Consider the following 14139-nt stretch of genomic DNA (forward strand, 5'->3'; position numbering starts at 1 on the left):
ACACCATCACCTCATCTCTGAGAAAAAATTTGCTCAACATCTAACAGTCCGTGGTTGCAATTGCGGCAAACCTAGCGCAAGAACGATCCATGAACTAGGAAAATATTCTTAGTTATGATCTTCTATTATCCAGTCCCTTCTGCTAGGATCGCTGCAATGAATCTCGGGGGTAGAAGCGCGATGCGAATAAGCGGTATGGGTGAGAAGAACGTGGTCGTTTGCATCAGGCGATTGTTGGCATTGATTTCGATTTTGCTGGGAAGCGCCGTTCAGGCTTTTTCCTGCGATCAGACCATCGTGATATCTAACTGGTCGTTCTGTGCGATCGCCAACGTGACCGATGAGGGCGGCGACGCTGATTGGAAAGTCGTGCCTGCATGGACTCGCGAGAAAGCCATAAGCGCCTATTTCGGAAACGATCCGCGGCTCTTAGCAAACCACGGACTTTGCAACGCCAAATTCCACAACGTCGTACTCTGCCAGCCGGGATGGCAAACGGGCAACCCGGATGAGTGCTCATATCTGGTTTGCAGCGGCTATTACTCAGCCCTGTTCGGGAAGGAAGAACGGGAAGACTATTTGAGAGACTATCCGGACGCGCAATAGCTTTTCGCTTCGTTGCCGTGGGGCAGAGACTGGAGCGGCCGACGAGAAGTGCTTAACCTTGATCTCCCGATCTCAATCTTGAAAACCTGGAGCAGCTTCGCGCAAAACGATTATCGCAGCGGCGGCACTAGCCATTCTCTTCATCAGCCAATAAGCCCGCGGCCCGGCAGCCGGAAGGCGCCCTACAACCCTTCAATTTCAGAGGCCTTGGGTGAACGACGCGGGACTTCAACCCTTCGCTTCAGGGATCAGATGTATCATAGTTCCGTCTCTCGCCGCATCGCTGATCGCCGTTGCAATCGCCGGAACGGTCCACGCGCGACGAGCGCCTCTGGCGGAGGGCTTTTACCGGGACCCGGATCGATAAAGGCCGAACACTGGTGATCCGAATCCAGCATCGCCATCAATGGTGTGGCGACAATCGTTTCGCCGCAGGCGGCGCAGCGGAGAATGTAGGAACCGCGATGAACGATCGATTCCGTTTTGTCCAATCCGCACGAGGGGCAGGCCAAGATATTGGTCATTGCTTCACCCCAGCATGGGCACGCGGCTCTAGGAGGCGGCCGCCAGAATAATGGCGATCGCGAGCAGCATGGGACCCATCCACTTGAAGTGGCGAAGCAGGGGCGGCCGGCTGGCCGGCTTGCCTGGATATGGCAGATAACCAAAGCCGACGGATGTCATCCACAGGCCGGCGCAAAACATGATGATTTCATCGATATAGACTGCGATCATGACGTTCCTGCCTTCGAAGCGGCGCTGCGATATCTCCGTCTCCGCGCCCGATGCCGCTCATCCTGCTCACCAGCACGGCCAGACGGAAGAGAAGAGTGGAGCTGAGAGACTAAGCTTGGGGTAGCAAGGGCTATTCGTGCGAGCTCCCGGCAGATCTGCAGCCAGAACCCGGTATGGCCGGACCCGGAAAGGTCTCAATCGTTGCCCGCCAGGGAGACACCTTGCCCGGCAAAACCTTGCTGGCACGTGAATTCGTTCAGGAATTCTGAGAGGCGCAGCATAAGCGCGCGAAACAGCGGCACGAAGCTATTTTCGAAAAGCACATCCCAGCAGCTCGCTGATCGAGAAAGGCATCTCGTTCATGCTGCACCTCGCCACGCCGGATGAATCGCCCTATGTGTGCAGGCTGCAGCGGCAGAGAGTACGCAGCGGAGGTCCTGAGATCATGCAAACCATTTGGAAGAAGCCGGTAACGCTCGCCCTTGAAGGGCCGGATCAGTGGGTGGTGATCCAGACGACCCAGGCCGCGACATGGGCGCTGGTCGAAGACTGGCCGACCGAAGAGGGGCCTGCCTTGGATAAGGCTTGTGCGGTTTGCGCCGACGTCATGGCGGGAAAACGGAACCGGGAAGAGGCGCGACAGGCGTTCATCGACGCTGCGATCGAAGCCGGAATCCCGATGAAGGAATGAAGCTAGATGCGCTGAGGTGAGACAGGCCTAATATGCATGCGTGAGAGAGTGGAGGAGTGATCACGGGCCGATGAACTTGTCACGGTTCCAGATATCCGTCCTGGAGCCGACGCATCCAACCGGGTTAGAGAATTGGGTGCCGATATCATTGATGCGCGGCCAGCCCACCATTGATCTGTTGCCACTCTCAACCATCGGAAAAGCTCCGACATCATTGTGGTAGCAACCGCCGTACGGCCATCCGAACTGTCGAGGCCGATCACCTCAATGGCAAAGGTATCGACCCAATGCCGTCCAAACATGTCTGCATTGCCCGGCTGATCGAAGTACAAGGTGAGCTGGTTCTGCTCATTTATTCCAGCAAGTATTGCGCTAGAGGGAGGAAAATTTTCGAGGCCCGCTATCGGCGGGATTAACTGCGCGGCGGCGGTCTTTGTAATCGAGGGGGAAGATCGCCAACCGATAGGCCTTGTCCTTTGCGGAACAAGCAGAGTGTATTTGACCCCTTCGCGCACGAACGGTACCGCCTGCGAAGGCGGATCGCTTCTGCTCAATACGAGATCACCTGCATAGCTAAAAAGGAAAAGATCGCCAATATGAGCTTTGCTCATGTGTTTTTCGTCGCCTTTATGTGCGGGGCTAGGACGGCGCTTTAAAAATCAGACGTCATCCGGCCATTCGCGCGCGCCATGTTGAACAAAGAGGATTTCGACATGTTCTTCGCGAACACGGTAAGCCACGATGAAGGGCGTTTGCGGAATGACGAGTTCGCGGGTGCCTTTGATCTCCCCCAAACGGCCAATAAACGGATTTGCAGACAGGAGTTTGCCAGTCTTTGTGTGAATGTCATTCACCACACGGGAAGCCACGCGCGGATTACGCTCCCCGATGTAATCGCCTATAGCAGCAAGTTCTCGAAGATAACGTCTCGTCCAGACGATGCGCACGTTTTGTCACGCCGGATTGTATTTATTGAGAACGGCCGCGATTTCCTCATCGGTTGCAAATCCGTCTGTGTCGGCGTCCTCGATCCCGGCCTGAACGCCCGCAATCCACTTTTCCTGCCAAGCCAGAGAACGGCCATGGGCCAGAGCATCCTCGATGATTTGCCCGCGCGTCAACGTCGAACGCTCGGCCAACATATCGATCCGGCGGCTGAGGTCTTCTGCAATCTCAACGGTATTTTTCATGGGTTTATTCTGCCATACCCTGCAACCGCCTGCCAAGCTAATTCAAGTTGACGTTCGGCTGGACGACGGCTTTGACCTTGCCGTTCGAGGCGTTAACGCAGATTTGTCGTGACAAAAGAGAAATGGCGCACCCGAAGAGATTCGAACTCCTGACCCCCAGATTCGTAGTCTGGTGCTCTATCCAGCTGAGCTACGGGTGCGTGCAAAATGCGGCGGTGCCGCTTGCGTGGCGATCCTCTAAAACGTCCTTCGGGACAATGCAAGAGCATTTCTGAAAAAATCGCGTCTTTGTCTGCCAGCAGCGGCGCCTTCAGAAATCACGTCACTTCTCGATATGCGTCCGGCTGCGATAATCCTCCAGCGAAACCGGACGATCGGGGATCTCGATGCGGAACTGCGTCCCAACCGTCGGTTTTTCCACCAGGGCGATCGTGCCGCCATGGGCGAGCACCAGCTCGCGGGCGATGGTGAGGCCGAGGCCGGTGCCGCCGGAACGGGCGGAGCCGCGGAAGGCGGCAAAGAGGTTTTGGCGCGCTTTCAGCGGCATGCCCGGACCGGTATCATCGACCGTGATGCTGACGACGCTGCCGACGCGCTGGGCGGCGACGGTGATGCGCTTCAAGGCGCCAGGCGCACCCTCGCTCGGCGCGGTCAGCGCCTGCAGCGCGTTGCGGCAGAGATTGTGGATGACGCGGAACAGCTGTTCGCCATCGGCATCGACCTTGAGGTCGGCGCTGATCTGCTCGACGAATTCGATGCCGCTCTGCGGATCGATCGCCAGTATATCCTTGACCTCCTGGGTGAGCTCCAGAAGCAGGATATGGCGACGGCGCGGCGCGGATTCGCTCGCCTTGCCGTAGGACAGCACCTCGGTGGTATAACCGACGGCGCGGTCGATGGTGCGCAGCAGCTTCGGAGCGAAGCTCTTGACCATCGGATCATCGACATCGACCAGCCGGTCCGACATCAGCTGCGCGGAGGCCAGGATATTGCGCATGTCGTGATTGATCTTGGAGACGGCGAGGCCGAGAGCGGCAAGGTTCTTCTGCTGCTTCAGCGTCTTTTGCAGCTCCATCTGCATCGAGGTGAGGTTGCGGCCGGCGACGGCCAGTTCGTCACGGCCGCCGTCACCGATATAGATATGGGCCGGGTTGTCCGGATCGGAGGAGAATTGCTGCATGCTGCCGGTCAGCCGGCGGATCGGGCCGATGAGGATGCGGTTGATCGCAAAGAAGATCAGTGTTGCCGTGAACAGCGAGATCAGCACCGACAACAACAGGACATTGCGGGAATAGACGAACATCGCCCTGCGCAGCGGCCGGTCCTTCATCACCACCTCGACGCCGGTGTTGGTGTCGCCGACGGGGCCATAGACGCGGATCATCCTGTTGCCGCCGAAGACCAGCGTGTCGAGCGCATCGCGTATCGCCGTTAGCGCCGGCACGTCGGTCAGATCGTAGGCTTCGTCGACTGAGGTCGGCATATCGGTCGTCGCCAGCAGCCGCGAGGTGCCGTCCTTGCGCAGCACAATCGCCTTGGTGCCGGTCGCCTCCAGCGTCTCCTTCTGCAGCGCGCGCGGCAACTCGACCGGCTGCAGCCCATCGATGACGATGGCGGCGGCAGCGGCCGTGTTCAGCCTGTCCTGCAGCCAGCGCAACCGCATGCTGGCGACCGAGGGAAAGAAGATCAGGATTTCGGCGAGCATGATGAAGACGATGGTGAGCCAGAGCAGCTTGCCGGAGAGACCGCCGAACAGGCCGGCAGACGGGCACCGCGCCCTTGCGGCCTCGCCGGCCGCCGGGTTTTCCGCCGAAGGATTGTCGCCCTGGTCTCTTATCGGCATTCTCGTCTCGCCCGATCGGCAGCATTTCAGCCGCCCTTACCGCTGAGCTCTATATTAGACCAAGATGCTGCGCTTTCAAATCTTTGCGAGCAGCGTCACCTCGTCACAAGAAAATGCCGCCCGAGAGGAGGAAAGCCCTCCCCAACCCTCCCCACAAGGGGGAGGGACTAATTGCGGCGCCCGCGCAGCAAATGTCAGCCTTTCCGCGGATGAAACGACGAAGTGGGAAGCGCCAGCGCGACAGGTTAAGCCCCTCCCCCTTGTGGGGAGGGGTTTGGGGCGGGGTCTTTGCCGATCGGGCAGAAAAACTAACGCCGCCCGGAGGCGGCGTTAAAAGGCGCGTGATCAGTAAAGCTTAGAACTCTTCCCAGCTCTGCTCGGCTGCGGCCGCATTACCGCCGAAGGCGCGGGCGACCTTGGCGATCGCGCGGCGGGCGGGCGAGGCAACCGGCCTTTGCGGCTCGTTGCGGACTAGCGCCACTGGTGCCGGCGCATCATCCGACAGTTTGAAGCGGGCAATGAGGCGCACCAGTCCACCGGCTTCGGCTGAAAGCCTGTGGGTGGCGGCGGAGGTTTCTTCCACCATCGCCGCATTCTGCTGTGTCACCTGGTCCATCTGATTGACGGCGGTATTGACTTCCTTGAGGCCGGTCGACTGCTCGGTCGCAGCCGTCGCGATCGAATGGATATGGTCGTTGATGGCAATAACGCGGGTGCCGATTTCCGCCAGCGCCTCGCCGGTCGCCTGCACCAGCTTGACGCCGACCTGCACCTCGTTGCCCGATTTGGTGATCAGCGCCTTGATGTCCTTGGCGGCCTTTGCCGAGCGCTGGGCGAGTTCGCGCACTTCCTGGGCGACCACCGCAAAACCCTTTCCGGCCTCGCCGGCGCGGGCCGCCTCGACGCCGGCATTCAGCGCCAAGAGGTTGGTCTGGAAGGCGATCTCATCGATGACGTTGATGATCTGGCTGATTTCGCGCGACGCCTGCTCGATGCGGCCCATCGCCTCGACGGCATTGCCCACAACGACGCCGGAGCGGCCGGCATTCTCCTTGGCTTCGGACACCATGATGGTGGCTTCATGCGCCCGCTCGGTGGAATTCTGGACGACGGCGGTGATTTCGTCGAGGGCTGCCGAGGTCTGTTCGAGGGCGGCTGCCTGCTGCTCGGTGCGCTTCGACAGGTCGTCGCTGGCGTTGCGCAGCTCGGCGGTGTTGCCGTTCATCGCCTCCGTCGTCTGGCGCACTTCGCGCATCGTCGCCTGCAGGGTGACGAAGGTATTGTTGACGTTCTGCTGCAGCTCGGCGAAGGCGCCCTGGAAGTTGCCGCTCATCGTCTGGGTGAGGTCGCCTTCGGCAAGGCTTGCGATGACGCGGCGGGTCTCGCCGATGCCGGCATCGACGCTCGACAGCAGTGTGTTGATGTTGCCGGCGAACTGGTTGAGGTTGTCGTCCTCGTAGTCCTTGCTGATGCGGTGGCCGAAGTCGCCGGCTGCAGCCGCGGCCACGACGACCGACATGCTCGACTGCAGGTCGTCGCTCTTGGCGCGCATCGCCGCCTCCTGGGCGTTCAGGCGCTTGACGGCGAGGCCGTTTGCCTTGAAGACCGCAACCGCTGCGGCCATCTCGCCGATTTCGTCCGGACGGCCGGCGAAGGGAACCTCGGCGTCGAAATTGCCATCGGCGACTTCCTTGATCGCATGGGTAACGCGCTTGATCGGGCGGCTGAGATGGCTGGTGCCGATATAGAAGCCCATGCCGATGCCGACCGCGATGCCGATGCCGGTGATGGCGAGCACGAGCATCAGCACCCAGGAGCGGAAGCTCTCGATCTCGGCATTGACGGTTTCCAGTGCTGCCTTGTCGGTGGCGACGACGGCATCGATTTCCGCCTGGAACGCCTTGCGGTTGGCGCGGTTGGCGTCATTGTTGCCTTGTAGGCCGGCGGCTTCGGGGCCGACGTCCGTGCCGAGGCGGACGGTTTCCGTGCGGAAGGTGCGGAATTCCGCAGCGCGGGCGACAAGCTTGGCAAAATCGGCCTTCTCGCTCTCGGGAACGAGCGGCGCCCAACCCGAAATGACCTTGTCGATCTCGTCGAGGTCGGCCATCAGGCCCTTGGCGAAGTTCGGCGTGTCCTTGATCGTTTTGGCGGCATAGATGCCGCGCGCCTCCATGACCACAGCCGTGACGAAACGGTTGAGCCGTTCGCCGGCATAGGCGCGGGCGGCGGCCTGCTCATAAGCCGTCAGGTTGCGACTGTATTCGTGCATGGCGGACAATGCCGTTGCGCCGATCAGAAGTGCGACCGCGCCCATCACGCAAACCAGCAGATTAATTTTGCCCCGGATCTTCAATGCAATGCTCCTAGCTACGCCACTGCCTGGAAAGCAAATTCCCAGTCGATGCATTGAATATCGGCGAAATTAATTAAAGTTAGATTTCTATTATTTACGATTGTGGCTTCGGAAATGATCCATGCCGAATGCGGCCGGAAGGCGTAAGCGCCTGAAAACAGGGGCAATCGACCTGCCGCGGCGGAAAACTACAACCACTCGGAGCATGCCTAATTTCTTAACACCAAAGTGCGAACTTACTTTGGAGGCGGCAGTGCAGAGTGAAATGATCCGGGCATAATTGACTTTTGCGGGCTTCGTCCTTATAAGCCCGCGCACGTTCGGTCACTCAAGCCTTTCATGGTCAGCCCGTTCGAAAAACAACGCTCCTTGCATTATGCAAATTCAAGAAGGGCCGCACTCCGCGGTGTTTAAAATAAATGAAGCGTACCTACCAACCATCCAAGCTTGTTCGCAAGCGTCGCCACGGTTTCCGTGCGCGCATGTCCACGAAGGGTGGCCGCAAGGTCATCGCAGCCCGCCGCGCGCAGGGCCGCAACCGTCTGTCGGCGTAAGGCCGGGTTGCCCGGTAAGAGATGGCGGGCGAATTGACGACCAGTGAGACGAAACACACTGTCGGGCGGCTGAAGAGCCGCCCGCAGTTTCTTGCCGCGCGCGAGGGCGAAAAACGCCGGGGCGGCCTCTTCCTTCTCGAAGTCCTCGACCGGAAGGAACCCGACAGCCAGGCACGCGTCGGTTTTACAGTAACCAAAAAACATGGCAACGCGGTCGAACGGAACCGCATGCGCCGCCGCCTGAAAGAGGCGGTGCGGCTTCATGCGGGGTTTGCAATGCAGCCCGGACACGACTATGTGGTTGTCGCGCGCAGGGACGTGCTTGACGCGTCCTTCCAGGAATTGGCCGCGGAACTGAAATCCCGCGTGGAAACCAGGCCGAAACACCGGCGCTCCGGAGACGGACGCCCCAGGAACGTATGATGGAAAACAACCGCAATTACTTCATTGCGATCGCTCTCTCGGTGCTGATCGTCCTCGGCTGGCAGTTTCTCTATATGAATCCGCGCATCGAGGCCCAGCGCAAGACGCAGGAAGCCCAGAAGGCGCAGCAACAGACCGAGCAGGTGCAGCAGCCGGCAGCGGGCGGCCAGACGCCGGCCCAGCCGAGCGGTGCGGCACCTTCCAACCAGGCGGCCGCAACAGCGACGCTCGAGCAGGCGCTGGCAAAGACCCCGCGCGTGGTCATCGACACTGCTGCCCTCTCCGGCTCGATCAACCTTGCCGGCGCCCGCCTCGACGACCTGAAGCTCAAGGGCTACCACGAGACCGTCGACGACTCGAGCCCGATCATCACGCTGTTCAGCCCGGCCGAAACCAAGGACGGCTATTTCACCGAACTCGGCTATATCGGCAGCGACGCGACGGGCAGCGTTCCGGGTCCCTCGACGCTCTGGACCGCACCGGAAGGCGCCAAGCTCACCGAAAAGACGCCGGTGACGCTTTCCTATACCAATGACAAGGGCCTGACGTTCACCCGCACCATCTCCGTCGACGAACGCTACATGTTCACCGTCGCCGACAAGATCGCGAATGCCGGCCAGGCTCCTGCCTCGCTCAATTCCTACGGCCGTGTCACGCGTTACAACAAGCCGACGACGCCCTCCGTCTACGTGCTGCATGAAGGCTTCATCGGCGTCATCGGCGATGACGGCCTCGTCGAAACCAAATATACCGCCGCCGAAAAAGAAGCCGTCAAGCCGGCCAAATCCACCGGCGGCTGGCTCGGCATCACCGACAAATACTGGGCGGCGACGATCATTCCACCGCAGAGTGCTCCCTATGAGGCAAGCTTCTCGCATTTTGCCGACGGTCAGCCGCGCTATCAGGCCGACTATAAGGAAGATGCCTTCACCGTTGCGCCGGGCCAATCGATCGAACTCAAGAATCTCGTCTTCGCCGGCGCCAAGGAAGTGCCCGTCATCGACGGTTATGAGGCCAGCTACTCGATTCCGAAGTTCGACCGGCTGATCGACTGGGGCTGGTTCTATTTCATCACCAAGCCGATGTTCAAGCTGATGGACTTCTTCTTCCGCTACTTCGGCAATTTCGGTGTGGCGATCCTGTGCACGACCATCGTCGTCAAGGCTCTGTTCTTCCCGCTCGCCAGCAAGCAATACGCTTCGATGGCGAACATGAAGCGCATGCAGCCGAAGATGGAGGAGTTGAAGGCAAAATTCGCCGACGACCGCATGGGGCTGCAGCAGGCGACGATGCAGCTCTACAAGGAAGAGAAGATCAATCCGATCGCCGGCTGCTGGCCGGTGGCGTTGCAGATCCCGATCTTCTTCTCGCTCTACAAGGTGATCTACATCACCATCGAAATGCGGCATGCGCCCTTCTTCGGCTGGATCAAGGACCTTTCGGCGCCCGATCCGACGACGATCGTCAACCTGTTCGGCCTGCTGCCCTTCGAAGCGCCGACCATTCTGCATCTCGGCGTCTGGCCGCTGATCATGGGCATCACGATGTTCCTGCAGATGCGCATGAACCCGACGCCGCCCGATCCGACGCAGGCGATGATCTTCACCTGGATGCCGCTGGTGTTCATGTTCATGCTGGCAAGTTTCCCGGCCGGTCTCGTCATCTACTGGGCCTGGAACAACACGCTCTCGGTGATCCAGCAGTCGGTGATCATGAAGCGCCACGGCGTCAAGGTCGAACTCTTCGACAATCTGAAGGGTCTGTTCCGACGAAAAACGGCGCAGTCGAAATGATGCTTGCAGAGCCCCGCTCCGGCGGGGCTTTTCATTTCCGGGCGGCGGACGAAGGAGACAAGGCATGCCGCGTAGGCGCCTGAAAAGCTTGACATCCGCCCGCAAAACCATGAAGCCCGGTAAAAGACCCAACCCAGAGATTGCCGAGCCTGCATGTCCGACATCGAAAAGCCGCTCTTCGGCCACCCATGGATCTTCATCCGCGGCGTACCGTCCCTGAATTTCCTGCCGCCGGAAGGGCCGCTGGAAGTGGCCTTCGCCGGTCGCTCGAATGTCGGAAAGTCGTCGCTGATCAATGCGCTGGTCGGCCAGAAGGGCCTGGCACGCACCTCGAACACGCCGGGGCGTACGCAGGAACTGAACTATTTCGTTCCGGACGGTTATTCCGGCGAAGGCCAAGACCTGCCGCCGACAGCGATCGTCGACATGCCGGGCTATGGTTATGCGCAAGCACCGAAGGAACAGGTCGACAAGTGGACCAAGCTCGTCTTCGATTATTTGCGTGGCCGCGCAACGCTGAAGCGCGTCTATGTGCTGATCGACAGCCGCCACGGTATCAAGAAGAACGACGATGACGTGCTTGATCTGCTCGACAAGGCAGCCGTCTCCTACCAGATCGTGCTGACCAAGACCGACAAGATCAAGGCGGCTGGTGTACCGAAGCTCATTGCCGAAACGGCGGAAAAGATCCGCAAGCGCCCGGCCGCCTATCCCGGCGTGCTGTCCACTTCGTCTGAAAAGGGCGATGGGCTGGACGAATTGCGCCAGGCGATCGCCGAAACCGTCGGCATCGCCCGCTGGAAATAGAAGGCCTGAGCACCCGGACGCGAAGTCATTTGGTGTAAAGGTCGCCGCGGCATCCCGCAGTTGAACATAGCAGGGCCTGAAAACTAACGGTTGACGACGCAGCTTTGATGAGCTAGATAGCGGTCATCGAATTTTGCTTGCTGGCTTGGTTATCGCGCGATTGGCACCGCGCTCTGAACGAACTCCCTTTCAAAAATCGCTATCACCATCCGCATCGCCTCGGCGTTGCGGTTCTTCAATTTGCTATGAAAGGGTTCATCATCATGACCACCGGCACAGTTAAATGGTTCAATTCCACCAAAGGCTTCGGCTTCATTCAGCCTGACAACGGCGGCGCTGACGCCTTCGTTCACATCTCCGCCGTCGAGCGCGCCGGAATGCGCGAACTCGTCGAAGGCCAGAAGATCGGCTTCGACCTCGAGCGTGACAACAAGTCGGGCAAGATGTCCGCTTGCAATCTCCAGAACGCTTAATTCGGTATCTGCTTTCCTTTGACCACGGATGTACTGGCACTGCCGGAAGCACGTTATCAATCCAAGGCCAGGCGATTTGCCTGGCCTTTTTGTTTTCGCTCGCGCGTCGAGCCCACGAGTATCGGAGCCAACATGACAGAAACATACAGCAAATCTCGCCAGCGGGCGGAGATTGCCTTCGGCAGCGTCCAGACCCAGTTTTTCGCGAAGAACCAGGCGGCCGAGGAGCTCGAATCCGACGCCCAATCGCAGCAGGCAAAGACGTTGCGGCTTCGGGAGGCCCGGCTTGCGAGGGAACAGAGTAACCGGGTGTCGGCCACCTCTGCCCTCATCGCAAAACGCGCCAGGGCCTGCTGAGATCACAAGCCGATTGACAAGGCTCGAAATTTAGACCGCGCCTGAAACGATGGGCTTGCAGATCGTGCGCTGAAGGACGACCCGAAGCGTGCTGACATTCACTCGCATCGCATCAAGGAATTCATCAATGGCAGAGACTCCGCAGGAACTTCAGTCGATCAATACGGCCTGGCAGATCGCCATTCAGGAAATTCTGCGCATGGTGATCAGAGACATGTATCACGGCGGCGGCGAGGCTTCGTTCAAGACGCATATCAAGCGTATCGAAGAAGCGGCCGTCGACAGTATTTACACGGATTTGCGGCTGCGCGGGACGGATGAATGGACGGAAGTGCTGGTCAAGGAAAGGGCGAGCAATTTCGTCACGACGCTGCTGACGTCATTTACCTACGACCGGACTTAAATCACCCTTTGGCCGGCAGTCGATGGACGCGCCGCCGATCAACGCTTGCGTCCCCGCAGTTTTTAAGCCAACGCTTAATTCTCCTGCCGTGTCGGGAGCAGCCGTGTCCACGAGTAATATTTGATGACCGATAGCAAAGACCAGCCCCTTTCGCCCGAAGGTGTGGGCAGCCTGCCTCACCTTGCCGAAGCCCTTGATGATAGCCGGTTTCGGCACTTTCTCGATCATGTCCCATTCGCGGTGGCTGTCTCCGAACTCAGTGGCAATGAACCGCTGATTTACGTCAACCTCGAATTCGAACGGCTGACGGCGCTGGAGGCAACCGAGGTCCAGGGAAAACCCTGGCCGGAAATTGAATTGAGCTCCACCGCCGTCTCCGGAGAGGTGCCGCTCACCGCCGCCGTGACTTCTGCGGAGGAGTATATCGGTGCCTTCTCGCTGGTGGCCGAACCCGAGAGCACCGTCATTGTCGATGTCTGGTCGAATACCATCGTTGACGATGATGACACCCCACTTTTCCGTTTGGTGGCTTTTGCTGCCCGCAATGAGACGACGGCCGCTGAGAGCTTCGGCGAACTGCTGACGGAGAAAGATGTCCTTCTGCGGGAACTTCAGCATCGCGTGAAGAACAATCTTCAGATGATCACGGCGCTCATCCGAATGGAGGCGCGCAATGCTCAACAGAATGAGGAAAGCGAAAGGTTTGCGCGGCTTGCCGGGCGGATTGAAGCCTTGGCTCTGCTCTATCGCTCGCTGTCGGACGAAGAGAAGGGCGCCACGATCGATCTTGGCACCTATGTGAGCCAGATTGCCGCTTCTGTGATGGCGGCCCATGCCGTGGAAGGGATCCGGCTGGACATGAAGGTCGATACCTGGCCAGTCTCCGTCGATGTCGCCATGCCGGCCGGCCTCGTCATCAATGAACTCCTCACCAATACGCTGAAGCATGCTTTCGTGGGGCGCGATGGCGGCGAGATCACGCTTCGCTGTGTCGTCAGCGATACCGGCTGCAGGATTACCGTTGCTGATAACGGGGTCGGTCTTCCCCAGGATGTGACCTGGCCGCAGCCCGGGAAGCTCAGCGCGATGATCGTACAGTCGCTGAAACAGAATGCCCGCGCCGAGGTTGAAGTCACCTCGTCCCCTGACACCGGCATGAGTGTCAGCCTCGTCTTCCCGAGAGCTGAGGCGGCCTCTTTTCAGATGCGCTAAGGACGCTGTATCCGCGCGGAATCCTTTCCGAAAATCGATTCCGATATTCGGGGTTATGCGCTAGCCACCTCATCAATCTGTTTTGGGGCGCCCCCAAGGAGCGCCCCAATGCGTCTGCCGATACCAGCGGGCTTACATCTTCGGCAGCAGCACCTTGTCGACGACGTGGATAACGCCGTTCGATTGTTTGACGTCGGCGATCGTCACATGGGAGACACCGCCGTTTTCGTCGGTCAGCGTGATCTTACCCATGCTTTCCTTGGCTTTCAGCACACAGCCGCCGACGGTCTTGATGTCGTGCTCGCCGCCGTCATCCTTGATCATCTTGGCAACGGTCTTGGCCATCGCATCGGCGGCAACGACGTGGCAGGTCAGAACCTTGGCCAGCGTCGCCTTGTTTTCCGGCTTCAGCAGCGTATCGACGGTGCCTTTCGGCAGCGCGGCGAAAGCTTCGTTGGTCGGGGCAAAGACGGTGAAAGGACCCTTGCCCTCGAGCGTGCCGACCAGGCCGGCGGCCTTGACGGCCGCGACCAACGTCGTGTGATCCTTTGAATTCACGGCGTTCTCGATGATGTTCTTGCTATCGAACATGGCAGCACCGCCAACCACCGGGTTTTTCGCGGCGGCAAAGGCGACAGCGGACATGGCAGCGGCGAGCGCGAAGCCGCGCAATATGGACTTGATCATGATTTTCTCCTC

The 14139-nt window shown here is 59.5% G+C and carries 17 protein-coding genes, 1 tRNA gene and 1 pseudogene; 10 read left to right on the top strand and 9 right to left on the bottom strand.

Going from position 1 to position 14139, the window contains the following annotated elements:
• Window positions 1-114 precede the first annotated feature (114 nt).
• A complete protein-coding gene (locus ACIPSK_RS22445; RefSeq protein ID WP_162119282.1) occupies window positions 115-606 on the top strand; it encodes a hypothetical protein in 492 nt (163 codons plus the stop codon).
• Window positions 607-834: 228 nt separating this feature from the next.
• Here the strand turns inward: ACIPSK_RS22445 and ACIPSK_RS22450 are convergent.
• Together ACIPSK_RS22450 and ACIPSK_RS22455 are read right to left on the bottom strand one after the other, a co-directional pair.
• Window positions 835-1130, bottom strand: a pseudogene (locus tag ACIPSK_RS22450) (hypothetical protein).
• Window positions 1131-1158: 28 nt separating this feature from the next.
• Entirely contained in the window at window positions 1159-1341 is a 183-nt protein-coding gene (locus tag ACIPSK_RS22455; protein WP_162119281.1) for a hypothetical protein, read from the bottom strand.
• A gap of 445 nt (window positions 1342-1786) precedes the next feature.
• Here ACIPSK_RS22455 and ACIPSK_RS22460 point away from each other — a divergent pair, with 445 nt between their 5' ends.
• Complete coding sequence (locus tag ACIPSK_RS22460) at window positions 1787-2032, top strand: DUF982 domain-containing protein (protein WP_162119280.1); 246 nt, start codon at window positions 1787-1789, stop codon at window positions 2030-2032.
• A gap of 2 nt (window positions 2033-2034) precedes the next feature.
• Here ACIPSK_RS22460 and ACIPSK_RS22465 read toward each other — a convergent pair whose 3' ends face one another.
• From ACIPSK_RS22465 to ACIPSK_RS22490, 6 genes are all read right to left on the bottom strand, one after another.
• The gene (locus ACIPSK_RS22465) at window positions 2035-2643 is read right to left on the bottom strand and encodes a hypothetical protein (protein ID WP_162119279.1); all 609 of its coding nucleotides are present in this window, start codon (window positions 2641-2643) and stop codon (window positions 2035-2037) included.
• 48 nt (window positions 2644-2691) lie between these two features.
• Complete coding sequence (locus ACIPSK_RS22470; RefSeq protein ID WP_162119278.1) at window positions 2692-2979, bottom strand: type II toxin-antitoxin system RelE/ParE family toxin; 288 nt, start codon at window positions 2977-2979, stop codon at window positions 2692-2694.
• A 6-nt stretch (window positions 2980-2985) separates the two neighbouring features.
• A complete protein-coding gene (locus ACIPSK_RS22475; protein WP_017966793.1) occupies window positions 2986-3222 on the bottom strand; it encodes a CopG family ribbon-helix-helix protein in 237 nt (78 codons plus the stop codon).
• Between the two features lie 123 nt (window positions 3223-3345).
• Window positions 3346-3422: transfer RNA gene (locus tag ACIPSK_RS22480), tRNA-Arg, on the bottom strand.
• A 122-nt stretch (window positions 3423-3544) separates the two neighbouring features.
• Window positions 3545-5065, bottom strand: a complete 1521-nt coding sequence (locus ACIPSK_RS22485) for an ATP-binding protein (RefSeq protein WP_162119277.1) — start codon at window positions 5063-5065, stop codon at window positions 3545-3547.
• A gap of 355 nt (window positions 5066-5420) precedes the next feature.
• Window positions 5421-7418, bottom strand: coding sequence for a methyl-accepting chemotaxis protein (locus tag ACIPSK_RS22490; RefSeq protein WP_162115370.1), 1998 nt, complete (start codon window positions 7416-7418; stop codon window positions 5421-5423).
• Between the two features lie 419 nt (window positions 7419-7837).
• Between ACIPSK_RS22490 and rpmH the strand changes: the two genes are divergently transcribed.
• From rpmH to ACIPSK_RS22530, 8 genes are all read left to right on the top strand, one after another.
• On the top strand, window positions 7838-7972 hold the full coding sequence (rpmH, locus tag ACIPSK_RS22495) for a 50S ribosomal protein L34 (protein ID WP_003545006.1): 135 nt from the start codon (window positions 7838-7840) through the stop codon (window positions 7970-7972).
• Window positions 7973-7993: 21 nt separating this feature from the next.
• Window positions 7994-8395 (top strand): ribonuclease P protein component, encoded by a 402-nt coding sequence (rnpA, locus tag ACIPSK_RS22500; protein WP_162115371.1) that lies wholly within the window; start codon window positions 7994-7996, stop codon window positions 8393-8395.
• Window positions 8395-10188 (top strand): membrane protein insertase YidC, encoded by a 1794-nt coding sequence (gene yidC, locus ACIPSK_RS22505; RefSeq protein WP_026154407.1) that lies wholly within the window; start codon window positions 8395-8397, stop codon window positions 10186-10188. The genes rnpA and yidC overlap by 1 nt, the downstream gene beginning before the upstream one ends.
• A 153-nt stretch (window positions 10189-10341) precedes the next feature.
• The gene (gene yihA, locus ACIPSK_RS22510; protein WP_017966788.1) at window positions 10342-10995 is read left to right on the top strand and encodes a ribosome biogenesis GTP-binding protein YihA/YsxC; all 654 of its coding nucleotides are present in this window, start codon (window positions 10342-10344) and stop codon (window positions 10993-10995) included.
• Window positions 10996-11258: 263 nt separating this feature from the next.
• Window positions 11259-11468 carry a cold-shock protein gene (locus ACIPSK_RS22515; RefSeq protein ID WP_003588915.1) on the top strand — a complete coding sequence of 70 codons (210 nt, stop codon included), beginning with the start codon at window positions 11259-11261 and terminating at the stop codon, window positions 11466-11468.
• Window positions 11469-11600: 132 nt separating this feature from the next.
• Entirely contained in the window at window positions 11601-11825 is a 225-nt protein-coding gene (locus tag ACIPSK_RS22520; RefSeq protein WP_017966786.1) for a hypothetical protein, read from the top strand.
• A 127-nt stretch (window positions 11826-11952) separates the two neighbouring features.
• Window positions 11953-12228, top strand: coding sequence for a hypothetical protein (locus ACIPSK_RS22525; protein ID WP_003544996.1), 276 nt, complete (start codon window positions 11953-11955; stop codon window positions 12226-12228).
• A gap of 123 nt (window positions 12229-12351) precedes the next feature.
• A complete protein-coding gene (locus tag ACIPSK_RS22530) occupies window positions 12352-13440 on the top strand; it encodes a sensor histidine kinase (RefSeq protein WP_162115372.1) in 1089 nt (362 codons plus the stop codon).
• A gap of 132 nt (window positions 13441-13572) precedes the next feature.
• Here the strand turns inward: ACIPSK_RS22530 and ACIPSK_RS22535 are convergent, their stop codons facing one another.
• Window positions 13573-14127 (bottom strand): fasciclin domain-containing protein, encoded by a 555-nt coding sequence (locus ACIPSK_RS22535; RefSeq protein WP_162115373.1) that lies wholly within the window; start codon window positions 14125-14127, stop codon window positions 13573-13575.
• Window positions 14128-14139: the final 12 nt, after the last annotated feature.

This window comes from Rhizobium sp. LARHSG275, from assembly GCF_052871115.1.

Excerpts from the sequence above, each read along its gene's own strand:
- ACIPSK_RS22485 (WP_162119277.1), bottom strand. The coding sequence starts at position 5,065 with ATGCCGATAAGAGACCAGGGCGACAATCCTTCGGCGGAAAACCCGGCG.
- ACIPSK_RS22445 (WP_162119282.1), top strand. The coding sequence starts at position 115 with ATGATCTTCTATTATCCAGTCCCTTCTGCTAGGATCGCTGCAATGAAT.
- ACIPSK_RS22525 (WP_003544996.1), top strand. The coding sequence starts at position 11,953 with ATGGCAGAGACTCCGCAGGAACTTCAGTCGATCAATACGGCCTGGCAG.
- ACIPSK_RS22515 (WP_003588915.1), top strand. The coding sequence starts at position 11,259 with ATGACCACCGGCACAGTTAAATGGTTCAATTCCACCAAAGGCTTCGGC.
- rpmH (WP_003545006.1), top strand. The coding sequence starts at position 7,838 with ATGAAGCGTACCTACCAACCATCCAAGCTTGTTCGCAAGCGTCGCCAC.
- ACIPSK_RS22465 (WP_162119279.1), bottom strand. The coding sequence starts at position 2,643 with ATGAGCAAAGCTCATATTGGCGATCTTTTCCTTTTTAGCTATGCAGGT.
- ACIPSK_RS22460 (WP_162119280.1), top strand. The coding sequence starts at position 1,787 with ATGCAAACCATTTGGAAGAAGCCGGTAACGCTCGCCCTTGAAGGGCCG.
- ACIPSK_RS22530 (WP_162115372.1), top strand. The coding sequence starts at position 12,352 with ATGACCGATAGCAAAGACCAGCCCCTTTCGCCCGAAGGTGTGGGCAGC.
- ACIPSK_RS22475 (WP_017966793.1), bottom strand. The coding sequence starts at position 3,222 with ATGAAAAATACCGTTGAGATTGCAGAAGACCTCAGCCGCCGGATCGAT.
- rnpA (WP_162115371.1), top strand. The coding sequence starts at position 7,994 with ATGGCGGGCGAATTGACGACCAGTGAGACGAAACACACTGTCGGGCGG.
- ACIPSK_RS22520 (WP_017966786.1), top strand. The coding sequence starts at position 11,601 with ATGACAGAAACATACAGCAAATCTCGCCAGCGGGCGGAGATTGCCTTC.
- ACIPSK_RS22535 (WP_162115373.1), bottom strand. The coding sequence starts at position 14,127 with ATGATCAAGTCCATATTGCGCGGCTTCGCGCTCGCCGCTGCCATGTCC.
- yidC (WP_026154407.1), top strand. The coding sequence starts at position 8,395 with ATGGAAAACAACCGCAATTACTTCATTGCGATCGCTCTCTCGGTGCTG.
- yihA (WP_017966788.1), top strand. The coding sequence starts at position 10,342 with ATGTCCGACATCGAAAAGCCGCTCTTCGGCCACCCATGGATCTTCATC.
- ACIPSK_RS22455 (WP_162119281.1), bottom strand. The coding sequence starts at position 1,341 with ATGATCGCAGTCTATATCGATGAAATCATCATGTTTTGCGCCGGCCTG.